General features: G+C 68.3%; 15 protein-coding genes. 8 read left to right on the plus strand and 7 right to left on the minus strand.

Going from position 1 to position 14,642, the window contains the following annotated elements; translation table 11 throughout:
- Positions 1–94 precede the first annotated feature (94 nt).
- On the plus strand, positions 95–1,963 hold the full coding sequence (locus DV707_RS15880) for a cbb3-type cytochrome c oxidase subunit I (RefSeq protein ID WP_103992544.1): 1,869 nt from the start codon (positions 95–97) through the stop codon (positions 1,961–1,963).
- Between the two features lie 134 nt (positions 1,964–2,097).
- Here the strand turns inward: DV707_RS15880 and DV707_RS15885 are convergent, their stop codons facing one another.
- Complete coding sequence (locus DV707_RS15885; RefSeq protein ID WP_103992393.1) at positions 2,098–2,370, minus strand: DUF7521 family protein; 273 nt, start codon at positions 2,368–2,370, stop codon at positions 2,098–2,100.
- 166 nt (positions 2,371–2,536) lie between these two features.
- The gene (locus DV707_RS15890) at positions 2,537–3,178 is read right to left on the minus strand and encodes a helix-turn-helix domain-containing protein (protein ID WP_103992545.1); all 642 of its coding nucleotides are present in this window, start codon (positions 3,176–3,178) and stop codon (positions 2,537–2,539) included.
- A gap of 123 nt (positions 3,179–3,301) precedes the next feature.
- On the opposite strand from DV707_RS15890, the gene DV707_RS15895 reads away from it, so the two are divergent.
- Complete coding sequence (locus tag DV707_RS15895; RefSeq protein ID WP_103992394.1) at positions 3,302–4,099, plus strand: halocyanin domain-containing protein; 798 nt, start codon at positions 3,302–3,304, stop codon at positions 4,097–4,099.
- Between the two features lie 27 nt (positions 4,100–4,126).
- Here DV707_RS15895 and DV707_RS15900 read toward each other — a convergent pair whose 3' ends face one another.
- Entirely contained in the window at positions 4,127–4,495 is a 369-nt protein-coding gene (locus DV707_RS15900; protein ID WP_103992395.1) for a winged helix-turn-helix domain-containing protein, read from the minus strand.
- A 210-nt stretch (positions 4,496–4,705) separates the two neighbouring features.
- Between DV707_RS15900 and DV707_RS15905 the strand changes: the two genes are divergently transcribed.
- The 3 genes from DV707_RS15905 (at position 4,706) to DV707_RS15915 (ending at position 9,351) form a co-directional block, all read left to right on the plus strand.
- Positions 4,706–5,860 carry a multicopper oxidase domain-containing protein gene (locus DV707_RS15905; protein WP_103992396.1) on the plus strand — a complete coding sequence of 385 codons (1,155 nt, stop codon included), beginning with the start codon at positions 4,706–4,708 and terminating at the stop codon, positions 5,858–5,860.
- 157 nt (positions 5,861–6,017) lie between these two features.
- A complete protein-coding gene (locus DV707_RS15910; protein ID WP_103992397.1) occupies positions 6,018–8,300 on the plus strand; it encodes a nitric-oxide reductase large subunit in 2,283 nt (760 codons plus the stop codon).
- A 121-nt stretch (positions 8,301–8,421) separates the two neighbouring features.
- The gene (locus tag DV707_RS15915) at positions 8,422–9,351 is read left to right on the plus strand and encodes a carbohydrate kinase family protein (RefSeq protein WP_103992398.1); all 930 of its coding nucleotides are present in this window, start codon (positions 8,422–8,424) and stop codon (positions 9,349–9,351) included.
- On the opposite strand, the gene DV707_RS15920 is transcribed toward DV707_RS15915, so the two are convergent.
- Both DV707_RS15920 and DV707_RS15925 read right to left on the minus strand, forming a co-directional pair.
- The gene (locus DV707_RS15920; protein ID WP_103992399.1) at positions 9,345–10,142 is read right to left on the minus strand and encodes a BtpA/SgcQ family protein; all 798 of its coding nucleotides are present in this window, start codon (positions 10,140–10,142) and stop codon (positions 9,345–9,347) included. The two genes, DV707_RS15915 and DV707_RS15920, sit on opposite strands and share 7 nt — an antisense overlap.
- Before the next feature lie 444 nt (positions 10,143–10,586).
- Complete coding sequence (locus tag DV707_RS15925) at positions 10,587–11,714, minus strand: TIGR04053 family radical SAM/SPASM domain-containing protein (protein ID WP_103992400.1); 1,128 nt, start codon at positions 11,712–11,714, stop codon at positions 10,587–10,589.
- Between the two features lie 125 nt (positions 11,715–11,839).
- Between DV707_RS15925 and DV707_RS15930 the strand changes: the two genes are divergently transcribed.
- From DV707_RS15930 to DV707_RS15940, 3 genes are all read left to right on the plus strand, one after another.
- Entirely contained in the window at positions 11,840–12,106 is a 267-nt protein-coding gene (locus DV707_RS15930; protein ID WP_103992401.1) for a DUF2249 domain-containing protein, read from the plus strand.
- 260 nt (positions 12,107–12,366) lie between these two features.
- Complete coding sequence (gene nirK, locus DV707_RS15935) at positions 12,367–13,443, plus strand: copper-containing nitrite reductase (protein WP_103992402.1); 1,077 nt, start codon at positions 12,367–12,369, stop codon at positions 13,441–13,443.
- Between the two features lie 170 nt (positions 13,444–13,613).
- Entirely contained in the window at positions 13,614–13,823 is a 210-nt protein-coding gene (locus DV707_RS15940; protein ID WP_103992403.1) for a hypothetical protein, read from the plus strand.
- Positions 13,824–13,828: 5 nt separating this feature from the next.
- Here the strand turns inward: DV707_RS15940 and DV707_RS15945 are convergent, their stop codons facing one another.
- Together DV707_RS15945 and DV707_RS15950 are read right to left on the minus strand one after the other, a co-directional pair.
- Positions 13,829–14,134, minus strand: coding sequence for a cupin domain-containing protein (locus tag DV707_RS15945; protein ID WP_103992404.1), 306 nt, complete (start codon positions 14,132–14,134; stop codon positions 13,829–13,831).
- Positions 14,131–14,559: a cupin domain-containing protein gene (locus DV707_RS15950; RefSeq protein ID WP_103992405.1), complete on the minus strand. Its 429-nt coding sequence runs from the start codon at positions 14,557–14,559 to the stop codon at positions 14,131–14,133. The genes DV707_RS15945 and DV707_RS15950 overlap by 4 nt, the downstream gene beginning before the upstream one ends.
- Between the last annotated feature and the right edge of the window lie 83 nt (positions 14,560–14,642).

Genomic DNA, 14,642 nt, shown 5'->3' on the forward strand with positions numbered 1-14,642 from the left:
GGATCGAATATGTTCCCGGTAAGGACGATACCCCGCTCTGCAGTAGATGGCCCATATGCCGATCGGGACGGGTCAACTCGCGCTGACTGTCGTAATGGGACTGTTCTTGCTCGTCGTCGCCGCCTGGATCGCTCGGCTCGAATCCTGGCGGTCGTACGCGCCCGCTGGCGGGGGCGCCGGCGAGACCGGAACCGGAACGGGACACGAGGAGAAGCCCGGCGGACTCCTCAGGTGGCTGACGACCGTCGACCACAAGGACATCGGGCTGATGTACGGGGCCTTCGCCGTCCTGTCGTTCGCGTGGGGCGGCATCGCGGTCGTCATCATGCGGACCGAACTCCTGACGCCGCCGGTCGACCTGGTCAGCGCCACGACCTACAACGCGCTTATGACCACCCACGGAATCACGATGCTGTTCCTGTTCGGAACGCCGGTCCTCGCGGCCTTCTCGAACTACCTCATCCCGCTTCTCATCGGCGCTGACGACATGGCGTTCCCGCGGATCAACGCCATCGCGTTCTGGCTGCTCCCGCCCGGGGCGCTTCTGATCTGGGCCGGGGTGATCCTCCAACCGCTCGGCGTCGGCGTCGAGGGCGCACAGACCGCCTGGACGATGTACGCGCCGCTTTCGATCCAGCAGGCCAACCCCGGGATCGACCTGATGCTCCTGGGGCTGCACCTCACGGGCGTCTCCGCGACGATGGGGGCGATCAACTTCGTCGCGACAATCTTCACAGAACGCGGCGAGGACGTCTCGTGGGCGAACCTCGACATCTTCTCGTGGACCGTCCTCGTCCAGTCCGGACAGATCCTGTTCGCGTTCCCGCTCCTGGGCAGCGCGATCGTGATGCTGCTCTTCGACCGCAACTTCGGGACGACGTTCTTCACGGGCGAGAGCGGCGCGATGCTGTGGCAGCACCTCTTCTGGTTCTTCGGCCACCCCGAGGTGTACATCCTCGTGTTGCCGCCGATGGGGCTCATCAGCTACATCATCCCGCGGTTCTCGGGGCGTCGGCTCTTCGGATTCAAGTTCGTCGTCTACTCGACGCTCGCACTCGGCGTGCTCTCCTTCGGCGTCTGGGCGCACCACATGTTCGCGACGGGGATGGACCCGCGCCTGCGCGCCTCGTTCATGGCCGTCTCGATCGCGATCGCGATACCGAGCGCGGTGAAGACGTTCAACTGGATCACGACGATGTGGGGCGGTCGCGTCCGGCTCACGACGCCGATGCTCTTCTGCGTCGGGTTCATCGCGAACTTCATCATCGGCGGCGTCACCGGCGTCTTCGAGGCGGCGATCCCGATCGATCTGGTGCTGCACGACACCTACCACGTCATCGCGCACTTCCACTACGTCATCATGGGCGGCATCGCGTTCGCGGTCTTCGCCGGGATCTACTACTGGTTCCCGCTGTACACCGGTCGGATGTACCAGCGGACGCTCGGCAAGTGGCACTTCTGGCTGTCGATGGTCGGGACCAACCTCACCTTCTTCCCGATGATCTTCCTGGGCTACGGCGGGATGCCCCGCCGCTACGCCGGCTACGACCTCACCGTGGGGCCGGTCGCGTACTTCGCGGACCTCCACCGGCTCGCGACGCTCGGCGTGTTCGTCCTCGCGGTCGGGCAACTGATCTTCGTCTGGAACCTGGTCTCCTCGTGGCTCGAAGGGGCCGAGATCGACGACGGGGACCCCTGGAACCTCGCGAGAGACGGCCTGCTGACGAACGAGTGGCAGTGGTTCGCGGACACTCGGCAGACGGCGCTCGTCGACGGCGGCACCGAGCACGTCGGCGGCGGTGGTCCCGACCCCGCTGGGAACGGCGGAAACGACCCCGCTGGAAATGGCAGAAACGACCCCGCTGGCGACGCCGAAGACGACTATACTGGCAACGGCGGTACCGGGAGCGGTGCTGCGAGCCCCGTGGACGACCCCGCCGGTACCGACGACGGCGGGGAGTAGTCGGGCGACCCCTACGCCCCTCGATCGGGGTCACGGAGAGTTCTCATACTGATTCCTCTCCGTCTCTTCCCGCCGAGCGCCGTAAACAGGGGTGGCGCTCGGCGGTACAAAGTGAGAGTAAGCATTATGACCCCCTACTCAACGTACAGCGAGTAGAGGATCACCGCGAACCCGATCGTCGTGAACAGGCTCTCGACGACGAGCGCGACGCTCGGATCCAGCGGCGAGAACTGATCGACGACGCCGGCGACCAGCGCCCCGACCGTGACCGTCCCGAACCCGACCGTCAGCGCGCGGAGGGCCGACGAGCGCGTCCGTCTGTACGCCCGGAGCGAGTAGAAGGTGATCGACCCGCCCAGGAGGAGCGTGATCGTCTTCAGCGCGACGGCGGTCATCGTGACGCTCATCTGTCTCTCCCTCCCTCCGGCGCGGTGCCGAGTCCTCTCGTCATCGTAGCCGTCGTTACACGGCGGGTCACCCTGGCTATCCTGCCGAAGGTGTTCGGGGCGGTTGCGCGGTAGCAAAAACGCCACGGGGGTCGGCCGCGTCGATCGATCCGGCGCCGGCCCGTCCTCACTCGAGGCTGCCGTCTTCGCCCGTGGCGAACTCCTTTATCACCTTCCCCTCGGCGCGGTGGAGCTTCTCGCTCGTGGTCGACTTCGCGAGGCCGACGGCGTCGGCCAGTTCGGTGAGCGTACAGGTCCGCGGCGTGTCGTAGTAGCCGCGGTCGATCGCCGTCTCGAGGAGTTCGTACTGCTCGTCGGTCAGGAGCGACTGGGTGTCGATCGACTGGGTGATCGACAGCAGGTCGAACGGGATTCCGAACTGCTCTAAGAGCTCCCCCAGCTCCGAGAGCTTCTCACGGGGCGCGGTCAGTTCGAGCGTCACCTCGCCGTCGACGATGGTGATCGGGAGTTCCAGCGGGATCCCCGCCTCGCTCAGCGAGCGGATCAGGAGCGGTTCCGTGGTCTCGAACTGCACCAGCGCGCGGTCGGCCTGCGCTTCGAGGATCGTCACGGAGACGACGGTGTCGTAGCCGTCGATCGTCGTCACGATCGGTTCGATGTCGTCGGCGGTGATCTCGACGAGGCCGACGCCGGTCTCGTCGGCGGGCATCGCCGCGAGCACGGTGAACTCGGCGTCGGGGTACTGCTTCGAGAGCGCCGAGACCCACACCTGTTCGGGAATCTGAAGAGAGAGCGTCGCTCGGGGCATCGTTGATGTGACGTTTTTCGAGCGGAGGAACATAAGTACGGGCGAATATGTTCGTCCCGACGCACCGTCTCGGGAACCGCCGGGGTCCGTTTTCTTCGGCGGGGTCGTCCCTCCGACTGTACTATGACCGCTACGGACGCCGATCCGACCGACCGGCACGTCAGTGAGAACGACGCTGCCGGGCAGACCGTCAGCGACGACGAGGCGGCCCAACGATCCGTCAGCGACGCTGGAGTGGCGGAACGAGCCTCCGGTGACGCTAACACGACCGAGCACGGCGTCGACCGTCCGGTCTCCCGCCGAGCGGCGCTCCGGGCCCTCGGGGGCGTCGCCGCCGCCGGCGCGACGCTCGGCACCGCCGCCTCGGGCGCGCAGGCGCAGTCCGCCGGCGACGTCGACGCCTGGCTGGAGGACACCTCGAACTACGACGGCGTCGTCGACCGGACCGGCAGCGACGCGGTGACCGTGGAGGTCGGCGTCGAGGCCAACCAGGGCGCGTTCGGCTTCGGGCCCGCGGCGATCCGGGTCTCGCCGGGGACGACCGTCACCTGGGAGTGGAACGGCAAGGGCGGGTCGCACAACGTCGTCCACACCGAGGGGAACTTCGAGTCCGACCTCGTCGAGTCGACCGACTACACGTTCGAGCACACGTTCGAGAGCGAGGGCACCTACACGTACTCGTGCGTGCCGCACGAGACTCTCGGGATGAAGGGCGCCGTCGTCGTCGACGGGAGCGGCGGGGGCGCGGGCGGCGGTGACGGCGAAAGCGGCGGCGGGGGCGCCGGAATCGCCGCGCCGTTCGGCGATGCGGGCGCGAGAAACGCCGGCGGTCTCGCCCTCGGCGGGGTCTTCGCCGCCGCGCTCGCCTCCCCCGGACTCTTCGGTGCGTTCCTCTGGTTTAGAGAGCGCGGCGAGAAGTGACTCCCGACGCCGACGCCGCTCTCCCCTCTAATCGGTGCTCGTCTCGGCTCTGACCTCGCCCCACAGCTCCGAGAGCTGATCGGACGCGGACCGGGCGGGTGGCTTGACGTCGAGTTCGAGGTCCCCGTTCGGACACGTCACGACCACTTCCTCGAAGTCGATCGCGTAGCGGGCGGCGTCCTCGCCGGCCTGTTTCCGCAGCAGCCCCGCCTCGACCATCGATTCGAGTTTCGCGTACGCCGTCGACCGGGGGAGATCGCAGGCGCCGGCGATCTCCGCGGCCGTCCTCGGCTGATCCAGGGTTCGAAGGACGTCCCAGCACTGCTCGCTCGTCAGTGCGCCGAAGACGGTGTCGAAGTCCGGTTCCAGCGCGTCAGACAGTGGATTCGAAGACATTCGTCCTGTTAGCTTCCTCCCGACGGTCCGGCGTCGTATCCGTCGTTCGGCGACGGACCGTTCTAAACGCTGCGCTCGCTCGATTCCGTCGCACGGTGACCGTAGCGGTTCGCCGGGGTTCCGCTCTCCCCCGAATATGTTCGATTCTCTCCGACAGCGCTGGAACCGCGTCGACCTTATACGACCGTCACGCCCCCAGCGGCGAGTGTAATGAGCAACTACGTAGGCGCACCCGGTTCGACGATGTCTCGCCGCGAGTTCCTGGCCGCCACCGGCGGAGCGGGCGTTCTCGGACTCGCCGGCTGTACCGCGCCGACGAACGAGCGGGCGGAGGCCGCGCTGGAAGAGGGTGCGGAGACCGCGGCGACCCAGCAGGGATCGCTCCCCTCGACCAGCCCGCCGGAGGTCGTCAACGTCGACGAGCGGGGCGGGTCGGTGACGCTGAAGTCGCTGCCGGCGCGGCACTCCGCGCACCCGCTGGAGTCGATGGGCGGCCCCGTCGAACTCCCGCAGGTGTGGGCCTTCCAGGCCGACGACGGCGACCCGAGCGTCCCGGGACCGATCCTCCGCACGACCGAGGGCAACGACATGGAGGTGACCCTGGACAACACGGAGGGGAAGCGGCCCCACACGCTCCACTTCCACGGCGTCCGGAAGGCCTGGAAGGACGACGGCGTCCCGACGACGACGGGGATCAGAGTCGACCCCGGCGAGACGCACACCTACACCATCCCCGCGAACGTGCCGGGCACGCACCTGTATCACTGCCACTACCAGACCCACCGACACATCGAGATGGGGATGTACGGGATCTTCAGAGTCGATCCCGAGGGCTACGAGCCCGCCGACCGGGAGTACTTTATGACGCTGAAGGACTGGGACTCCCGGCTCCCGCGGCAGATGGCCGGCGAAGACGCGCGCTACGACCCGCGGAACCGCAACCCCGACGTCTTCACGATCAACGGCAAGAGCGCGCCGCGGACGCTCCACCCGGAGGACGGCTCGCCGATCATCGTCAGCGAGGGCGAGCGGGTCCGGCTCCACCTCGCCAACAACGGCTATATGAGCCACCCGATCCACATCCACAACCACCGCTTCGAGCGCGTGGAGAAAGACGGGGGACAGATTCCGGAGGCGGCGCGCCACGAGATGGACGTCACGAACGTCGCCCCCGCCGAGCGACACACCATCGACTTCACGGCGGACGCCGAACCCGGCATCTACCTGCTGCACTGCCACAAGGTGAACCACGTGATGAACGGCGGCTTCTACCCCGGCGGGATGCTCGGCGGCGTCGTCTACGAGGACGCGATGGACACGGACATCTTCGCGCAGTTGATGGAGTACGCGGGGTACGAGGTGTAGGCGTTCGGCGGTGAAGACGGGCGGGCGTCATCCGAGTGGCGGCTTCGAGAGCGAGTGTGAACCCGGCGGCCCACGAGGCCGAATATGTTCGCCCCGTCTCGACCGCTTCGGGAACGGGCGCGCTTTTTGTTTGGGGTACTCTCGAACGTCTCCGTGTATGCAGATACGACGCAAGACGATCGCGAAAGTGATCGCGGCGGTGTTCGTCTTCAATCTCGTTGTGATGGGCACGGGCGCGTGGTTCGCCTACGAGGAGGCGCCACCGATCCCCGAGCAGGTGGTCGGCCCCGACGGCGACGTCGTCGTCACGGGCGAGGAGATCCGCGACGGCAAGCGCACGTTCCAGCGCAACGGGCTGATGAACCACGGATCGATCCTGGGTAACGGCGCGTACTACGGCGCGGACTACACCGCCGACGCCCTGGAGTTGAAAGTGCAACACATGCGGAACTACTACGCGGAGGAGCGCTACGGCGACGCCTACGCCGACCTCAGCTCCGAGCGTCAGGCGGCCATCGCCGACGTGGTGCAGCAGGACCTCGATCAGTCCTACGAGGGCGGCGACATCCGTTACTCCGAAGCGGAGCTGTACGCCCACGAGCAGGTCCGCGAGGAGTACGTAAAGCGGTACCACGAGGGCTCCCACGAGCGCGGGGTGGGCGAGGGGATGATCGACACCGCGGCCGACGCCCGCCAGTTCGCGGACTTCGCGATGTGGACCGCGTGGTTCTCACACACCGACCGGCCGGGGAGTACCCACTCTTACACCAACGACTGGCCGTATCAGCCCGGCGCGGGTAACGATGCCACCCCCGCCGCGATGACCTGGAGCGTCATCGCGATGGTGCTGCTCGTCGCCGGCGCGGGGGCCGGCATCTGGCTCTACCGCTCCGTCGAACTCCCCGAACCGGAGGCTGCTGGACTCTCGGTCCCCGAGCCCGGCGACGTGAGCGTCTTCCCGAGCCAGCGCGCCGCGCTCCGGTTCGTTCCGGTCGCCGCGGGGCTGTTCCTCGCGCAGGTGCTCTTAGGCGGCCTGCTCGCGCACTTCTACATCGAACGCGCCGGCTTCTTCGGGATCGAGGAGATCTTCGGCGTGCACATCCTGCAGCTGCTCCCGTTCGCCATCGCGAAGACCTGGCACATCGACCTCGGGATCCTCTGGATCGCGGCGACGTGGCTCGGCGCGGGGCTGTTCCTCCCGCCGCTCCTGACCGGCCACGAACCGAAGCGACAGTCGACGTACGTGAACGGTCTGCTGGTCGCCATCGTCGTCGTCGTGGTCGGCGGTCTGGCCGGCATCTGGCTCGGGTCGAACGGCTACATCGGCGATCAGCTCTGGTGGCTGCTCGGCAACGAGGGGCTCGAATACCTGGAGGTCGGCAAGGTCTGGCAGGGCGGCATCCTCCTCGGGTTCCTCATCTGGGCGGTGCTGGCCGTCCGGGGCCTGAAGCCGCTGCTCGACCGCGAGCCGATCTACGGGCTGGCGCATATGATCCTCTACGCCGGCGGGTCGATCGCGCTGCTCTTCACCGCCGGGTTCCTCTTCACGCCCTCGACGAACATCGCCGTCACGGAGTTCTGGCGCTGGTGGGTCGTCCATATGTGGGTCGAGGGCGCCTTCGAGTTCTTCATCGTCGCCATCATCGGGCTGACGCTCGTCTCGATGAACCTCCTGTCGCGCCGCAGCGCGGAGAAGGCGGTGATGCTGCAGGCGCTGCTCGTGATGGGCACCGGCGTCATCGGCGTCTCCCACCACTACTGGTGGATCGGGATGCCCGACATGTGGGTGCCGATCGGGAGCGTCTTCTCGACGCTGGAGCTCATCCCGCTGGTGTTCATCCTCTACGAGGCGCTGGGTCAGTACAGCGCGATGACCGTCGACGAGTTCCCCTACCGGCTCCCGTTCCTGTTCATCGTCGCCAGCGGGGTCTGGAACTTCGTCGGCGCCGGCGTGCTCGGGTTCTTCATCAACCTCCCGCTCATCAACTACTACGAGCACGGGACCTACCTCACCGTCGGCCACGCCCACGCCGCGATGTTCGGCGCGTTCGGCTTCCTGGCGCTGGGGATGGTGACGTACATGCTCCAGCTCTCGATCGACCCCGCGCGCTGGGACGGCTCCTGGCTCCGCGCGGCGTTCTGGTGCTGGAACGTCGGCCTCGCGCTGATGGTGTTCGTCTCCGTCCTCCCGGTCGGGTTCCTCCAGTTGGAAGCCGTGTTCACGCAGGGGTACGCCGCGGGCCGGAGCCTGGCGTTCTACAACCAGCCGATCGTCCAGAACCTCTTCTGGGCGCGGCTCCCCGGTGACACGCTCATCATCGTCGGGACGGCGATCTACGCCGCCGACCTGGTCAGAAAGCGGTTCGTCCTCCGGCGCTCCGAGGACGACCCCTCCGTCGACGATATGGCCGTGGCTGAGGGCGTGCTGAGCGACGACTGATCGAGCGGAGGCGTCGACGATCCGGTGACAGCGAGTCCCGATCGGCCACACGCCACTCCCCGGGCGGACGGTCGAGACGCATTCTGTAGGTTCAAGGAGATCCGGCGTCAGCGTAGACGTAATGTCGTCGCCCGACGTCGTCGCGGTCGGAAGTGCCGTCGTCGACCACGTCTACTCCCTCTCGAACCTGCCGGAACCGGACGGCGGTGCGTTCGTCCGCGAACACGCGACCGACGTGGGCGGCGTCGCGGCGAACGTCGCTTCGGGGCTCGCCGAGTTCGGGACCGAAACGGGAATCGTCACCCGCCTCGGTGCCGAGGCCGCTCCCGAGATCGAGGACGACCTCCGGGCACGCGGGATCGACTGCACCCGGGTTCGCTCCGGGCCCGAGGAGTCGTCCTACACGCTGATCCTGCGCGGGCCGGACGGCGAGCGAATGATCGTCGCCGGTGGGCAGAGCGTGCCGAACCTCCGACTCGACGACCGCGACATCGAGTACGCGGGTGAGGCCAGCGCGGTCTTCACAAGCGCCTACGCTCCCGACGAAGCGGTCTCGAGGCTCGTTCGCGCGCGTGAGCGCGGTGAGATCTCGACGCTCGTCTTCGACCTCGCCGGTCCGCTCTCGGAACTCGAAGGGCGGGGGACGAAGCCCGCGACGATCGACCGCGTGCTCTCGGTCGCCGACCTGTTCGTGGTCGGCGCGGTCGCCGCGCGGTCGTATTTCGGCACCGAGGCCGAGGCAACCGTCGCCGCGCTCGCTCGGCGAGACGTCTCACGTGCGGCGGTCACACAGGGGAGCAAGGGAGCATTCCTCCTCGACGGTGAGGCGGTGATCGACGTTCCGGCCTTCGACGTGGACGTGGAAGACACGACGGGCGCCGGCGACGCCTTCACCGCGGGGCTGATCCGGTCGTGGATACTCGAGGACCACTCGGCGAGGGACGCGGGACGGTTCGCCGCTGCGGCGGCCGCGCTCAACTGCACTGCGACGGGCGCACGCGGCAACCTCCCGTCCGAATCGGAGGTTCGGGCGTTCGTCGAGACTCACTGAGGGACGGATTCGACCAGACGCTCGACCGCCGCCTCGTCGACGGGGTTCGTCGTCTCGGACCCGCGCTTGAGCGCCGTTCCGACGATCGCGCCGTCGGCGAGCGAGAGCAGTTCGGGGGCCGTCTCGGGCGTCACCCCGCTCCCGATCAGGACCGGCGCGTCGAGGCCGCGCGCGTCGCGGGACGCCACCACTCGTTCGAGGACGGTCGTGTCGACGGTCTCTCCCGTGCCGGCACCGCTCACGACCAGCGCGTCGGCACCGCCGCGTTCGACGAGCTCGCCGACCACCTCCTCGTAGGCGCGGTCGGCCAGCGGCGCGGAGTGCTTCACGTCGATGTCGGCGAGAACGGCGACGTCGGCGTCGAGTCGATCGCGGAGTCGCAGCGTCTCGTGGGCCGTGCCCTCGATGAGGCCCTGGTCGGTCAGACGGGCGCCCGTGTGGACGTTCACCCGGACGAACGAACCGCCGGTCGCGGCGGCGATTCCGAGCGCGCTCTGCACGTCGTTCCTGAGGACGTTCACGCCGAAAGGCACCGACACCCGATCGCGAAGCGCGGCCGCGAGCGCCGCGATGTCGGCGACGACGTGCCGGGGCACGCGGTCCGGATAGAAGGGCGCGTCGCCGAAGTTCTCGAGCATTATCCCGTCGACACCGCCCGATTCCAGAGCGGACGCATCGCGGCGTAGCCGCTCGCGAATATCGCCTCGGTCTCCCTCGAAACCGGGAGACCCCGGAAGCGGCGGCAAGTGAACCATCCCGATGATCGGCGTGTCCGCGCTGAAGACGTCCATACGCCTTCTCGACCGCCCCACCGACTTAATCGTACAGATGCGCTCCCGGGTCGCGTGCGAATTGGCGCCTCGAACCAGGCGGCGTCGCTAAAACATCGCCCCCTGGCGGCATACGCTGGAACGTCGATCATCCGGCGGCTTCTGCTCGCGAGCGCGCGGCGGGAACGAGTCAGGGCGACGCCCGAATCCTCGAACGGTTCGTCGCTGACGTCGCCGCCGCGAGCATTTATATAGGAACGCGGGACCACTCGCGGTGTGATCTGAGAGACGCCCCGCGTCGGGCCGCGGTTGCTCGGCACGCCGACGTGGGGAATCGGACCGATGCGTCGGAGGCGTCCGACGGCATCGACCGTCCTGTGCCGACTGCTCGCCCCAGGCCGCTCCACCTCCGTCGCCTACGTCGACGACATCCTCGCTCCGACACGCTCGCCGGCGACGACGCTCTCAGTCCGCCCGGCCGGCCGGCATCGGACCCTCGTATCCCTCGGGAACGTACGCGCACAGCGGGTCGCTCGCCGTCGGATCGCCCGTGTGCGCGTACGCTCGCGACCGACTCCCGCCGCAGACGTGCCGGAACTCGCACGCGCCGCACTTCCCGCCCAGCGCGTCCGGGTCCCGGAGCGACCGGAAGAGGTCGCTGTCGCGGTACAGTTCGGTCAGCTCTCCCTCGCGGACGGACCCCGCCGACGCCGGCAGGAACCCCGAGGGGTACAGCTCTCCGGTGTGGCTCACGAACGCGAAGCCGTCGCCGGCGGTGATCCCCAGCCGACGACCGATGCCGTCCGCCGCCGGCGCCTCGCTCGCGTCGCGACGCCGCTGGATCGCGACGCGTCGGTAGTGCGGGGCCTCGGTCGTCTTCACCCCGAAGTCGGCCTCCTCGCTCACTTCCGAGAGCCACGCGAGTATCCCCTCGGCGCGCTCGGGGGAGACCGGGTCCAGCAGCCGTCCCCGGCCGACGGGAACGAGGAAGAACACCGACCAGAGAACTGCACCGAGGTCGGAGACGCGGTCGCGGAGCGCCGGCAGTTCCCCGGCGGTCGACGCGCAGACGGTCGTGTTGATCTGCAGCGGGAGCCCGGCCTCCCGCGCCGCCTCCGCGGCTTCGATCGTCTGCTCGAAGCTCCCCGACTCCCCGCGGAACTCGTCGTGGCTCTCGGCCGACGCGCCGTCGAGGCTCAGCGCCATCCGCCTGACGCCCGCGTCGGCGAGGTCATCGACGACCGACGGCGTGAGCGACGACGTCCCGCTCGGCGTCAGCGTCATCCGGAGTCCGATCTCCGTGCCGTACTCGATCAGTTCGAGCAGGTCGGGTCGCGCCAGCGGGTCGCCGCCGGAGAGGACCACGAGTTGCCTCTCGCCGAACTCCCGCGCCTGATCGAGCAGCCGCTTTCCCTCCGCGGTGGTCAGCTCCTCGGGGTGTCGGGCCGGCTTCGCGTCCGCGCGGCAGTGATCGCAGGCGAGGTCGCACGCCTGCGTGACCTCCCAGATGAGGACGAACGGCCGGTCGTCGGTGTCTATCGAACGCGGGTCCAGTCCGGCGTTCGGCGGTCCGGCGTGGTTCGGTCGAGTCATCGTGCGTCACGGTAGCGCCGCCGCCACCCAGGATGATGCGCCGAACACGTTCGGCCGTCGACGCCCCTCGTCGAGAGAACATATTCGGCGTCGATTACGTACCGGTCGCCCCCCTCGTTCAGAGTATGGACCCCGAAGCCTACCTGGCGGACGTCGACGTGTCGTCGGACCGCGCCGTCGACTTCCTCGACGCGCGCGAACTCCCGCCGCCGGAGCCCCTACAACAGACGATGAACCGCCTCGCCGACCTCGACGAGTCGACCGTGTTCGTCCAGCTCAACGACCGCGTCCCGCAGTTTCTCTTCCCGAAGCTCGACGACCAGGGGATCGCCTACGAGACGGTCGAAACCGACGACGGCGTCGTCACCGCGATGTGGCGGCCGTCCTCGTAGTCGCCGCGCCGCTTCCTTCGGCGTCGGTGCCGCACACGAGACCGCCTCGCGAGCGGTCGCTCCCGTCGGCTGTCCCGTCTCGAATCGACGGGGTCGGCGCCGTCCGTCACAAAGGTACCTCCATTCCCATCCGTCCACTGTGTATGGAATTACCTTAACGGACGGCTGGGAATATGTTCGTCCGGTGTACACCGATGAAGTAACCGTCTCTCGGTTATACCCGATAGGGGGCCGTTCGCCCAACTGGAGGATGAAGGAAGATGTTTGCAACCACTCGACGACGGACGCTTCAGGCGCTCGGCCTCGGCGGCGCGGCATCGCTCGCCGGCTGTGCGAGCAACGCCCCGACGGCTGAGGGATCGACGGCGACGGACGCGCCCGAACAAACGACGACCCCGAAGCCGGTCGATACGGACCGGATCGCCGCGGACCCGACGGACATCCCCGACCCCATCGACCGGGACTCGCCCGCGGAGGTGGACGTGACGCTTCGAACCGAGGAGGTCGTCGCGGAGGTCGAAGAGGGCGTCACCTTCACGTACATGACGTACAACGGCCGGGTTCCCGGACCGTTCATCCGCGTTCGTCAGGGCGATACGGTGAACCTGACGTTCGAGAACGCCGAGTCGAACTCGCTGCCGCACAACGTCGACTTCCACGCGGTCGCCGGTCCGGGCGGCGGCGCGGAGGCGACGACGACGGCCCCCGGAGAGTCCGCCGATCTGCGGTTCCAGGCCACCTACCCCGGTGCGTACATCTACCACTGCGCGGTCGCGAACATGGACATGCACATCAGCGCGGGGATGTTCGGCCTCATCCTCGTCGAGCCGCCGGAAGGGATGCCGGAGGTCGACCACGAGATCTACATCGGCCAGCACGAACTCTACACGAACGAGTCCGCCGGCGAGGAGGGCCACCACGAGTTCGATATGGCGTCGATGCGCAGCGAGGAGCCGACCTACGTCCTGATGAACGGCGAGAAGTACGCGTGGACGCCCGCCGGTCGCGGCCCCGCGGTGACCGCCGGCACCGACGAGACCGTCCGGGTGTTCTTCGTCGACGGCGGGCCGAACCTCGCGAGCAGCTTCCACCCGATCGGGAGCGTCTGGGAGGAACTCTACCCCGACGGCTCGCTCAGCACGGAGCCGCAGACGCACATCCAGACGCGCGAGGTGCCGCCGGGGAGCACGGCGATCGCGACGATGAACTCCCCGGTGCCGGGCGACTTCAAGCTCGTCGACCACTCGCTGTCGCGGGTCGCCCGCAAGGGCTGTATGGCCGTCGTTCGCGCCGAGGGCGAGGAGCGCCCCGAGATCTTCGACCCGGACCCGGCGTAGGCTCCGCTTCGGACGGTCGTTCCGGCCGCTCGCCGGTACGTTCGGTTTCGGGCTGACCCGCTTCGGTTCACCCTCGTGGCTCTTGGCACCGTAAGCCACGGCACCAGACCCCCTGCCGACACGTCTCGCGCACGGCCTATTACCGTCGAGACGTAACTCCCGGTAAGAACATGACACGACTGAACCTCCTGTTCGCGGTGCAGATCGCCGCGATCCTCGCCGCGCTCGGTGGAGAACTGCTCGGCAGCCAACCGCTCGTGGCGGTCGCCGTCGGCACGTTCGCCGTCGCGGTCGTCGCGACGTTCGCTCAGATGACCGGCGAACTACTGGTCGGGCTCACCAGCGTCCGCATTCCGGACACGGCCGAGCGGCGCCGGTAACCGACTCACCCGTCCGTCCGGCGCGCCAGAACGATAAGCGCCGTACTCGGTTCCGTCGCGGCCGGCGAGATCTCTCGCTCGCCCTCGAACCGCACGACGTCGCCGGATTCGAGGGCGCGCGTCTCGTCGTCGAGATCGAGTTCGACCGCGCCGTCGAGGAGGTGCAGGACGACGTCGCGACCGGGGTGAGTGTGGGAGGCGACGCGCTCGCCCGCCTCCAGCGACAGTAGCACGGTCTTCGGTTCCGCTTCCGGAAACACGTTCGCGTGTGGACTGGCCTCCAGTTCGGACAGGCGCACCACTCTCGTCATCGCGATCCCTCCGATCCGTCCGCCGACGCATCGCCGGACCGCTCGCCCGACAGCGGCGGCCGGAACTCCCCCCGGCGCAGACCGCGTCGGACCGGGTCGTGCTCGGCGTCGGTGGGCGGCGGCGCGGTCACCAGGAGCGCCTCCAGGCGTTCGCCCTCGTCGGCCAGGACTCCGCGCTCCATCCCGGCCTCGACGGCGACGACGTCGCCCGGTTCGACCCGGTGGTCGGTCTCGGCCTCGCGAACCAGACCGCGTCCCGATCGGACGTCGACGACGACGTCGCTGTCGGGCGCGTGCACCGGGATGAACTGCCCCGGCTCGAAGCAGGCGTAGACGACCTTCGCGCGCTCGGTGCGGAACACGCCGGTCGCCGAGAAGGCGTCCTCGTCGTACGTCCGCGCGTCCGCGATGTCGATTCGTGGCATCGTCCGGACGGTCGCCCTCCGCACTGTTCGCCGTTGGCACGAATATGTTCGCGCCGCGCCTCCGGCGGTCACGGCCGACCCGT

It is taken from the genome of Halobellus limi (assembly GCF_004799685.1).
GTDB classification, from domain to species: Archaea; Halobacteriota; Halobacteria; order Halobacteriales; family Haloferacaceae; genus Haloquadratum; species Haloquadratum limi.

Bases quoted from the DNA above. Each gene is read 5' to 3' on its own strand.
- DV707_RS15880 (WP_103992544.1), top strand. From the start codon at position 95: ATGGGACTGTTCTTGCTCGTCGTCGCCGCCTGGATCGCTCGGCTCGAA.
- DV707_RS15885 (WP_103992393.1), bottom strand. From the start codon at position 2,370: ATGAGCGTCACGATGACCGCCGTCGCGCTGAAGACGATCACGCTCCTC.
- DV707_RS15890 (WP_103992545.1), bottom strand. From the start codon at position 3,178: ATGCCCCGAGCGACGCTCTCTCTTCAGATTCCCGAACAGGTGTGGGTC.
- DV707_RS15895 (WP_103992394.1), top strand. From the start codon at position 3,302: ATGACCGCTACGGACGCCGATCCGACCGACCGGCACGTCAGTGAGAAC.
- DV707_RS15900 (WP_103992395.1), bottom strand. From the start codon at position 4,495: ATGTCTTCGAATCCACTGTCTGACGCGCTGGAACCGGACTTCGACACC.
- DV707_RS15905 (WP_103992396.1), top strand. From the start codon at position 4,706: ATGAGCAACTACGTAGGCGCACCCGGTTCGACGATGTCTCGCCGCGAG.
- DV707_RS15910 (WP_103992397.1), top strand. From the start codon at position 6,018: ATGCAGATACGACGCAAGACGATCGCGAAAGTGATCGCGGCGGTGTTC.
- DV707_RS15915 (WP_103992398.1), top strand. From the start codon at position 8,422: ATGTCGTCGCCCGACGTCGTCGCGGTCGGAAGTGCCGTCGTCGACCAC.
- DV707_RS15920 (WP_103992399.1), bottom strand. From the start codon at position 10,142: ATGGACGTCTTCAGCGCGGACACGCCGATCATCGGGATGGTTCACTTG.
- DV707_RS15925 (WP_103992400.1), bottom strand. From the start codon at position 11,714: ATGACTCGACCGAACCACGCCGGACCGCCGAACGCCGGACTGGACCCG.
- DV707_RS15930 (WP_103992401.1), top strand. From the start codon at position 11,840: ATGGACCCCGAAGCCTACCTGGCGGACGTCGACGTGTCGTCGGACCGC.
- nirK (WP_103992402.1), top strand. From the start codon at position 12,367: ATGTTTGCAACCACTCGACGACGGACGCTTCAGGCGCTCGGCCTCGGC.
- DV707_RS15940 (WP_103992403.1), top strand. From the start codon at position 13,614: ATGACACGACTGAACCTCCTGTTCGCGGTGCAGATCGCCGCGATCCTC.
- DV707_RS15945 (WP_103992404.1), bottom strand. From the start codon at position 14,134: ATGACGAGAGTGGTGCGCCTGTCCGAACTGGAGGCCAGTCCACACGCG.
- DV707_RS15950 (WP_103992405.1), bottom strand. From the start codon at position 14,559: ATGCCACGAATCGACATCGCGGACGCGCGGACGTACGACGAGGACGCC.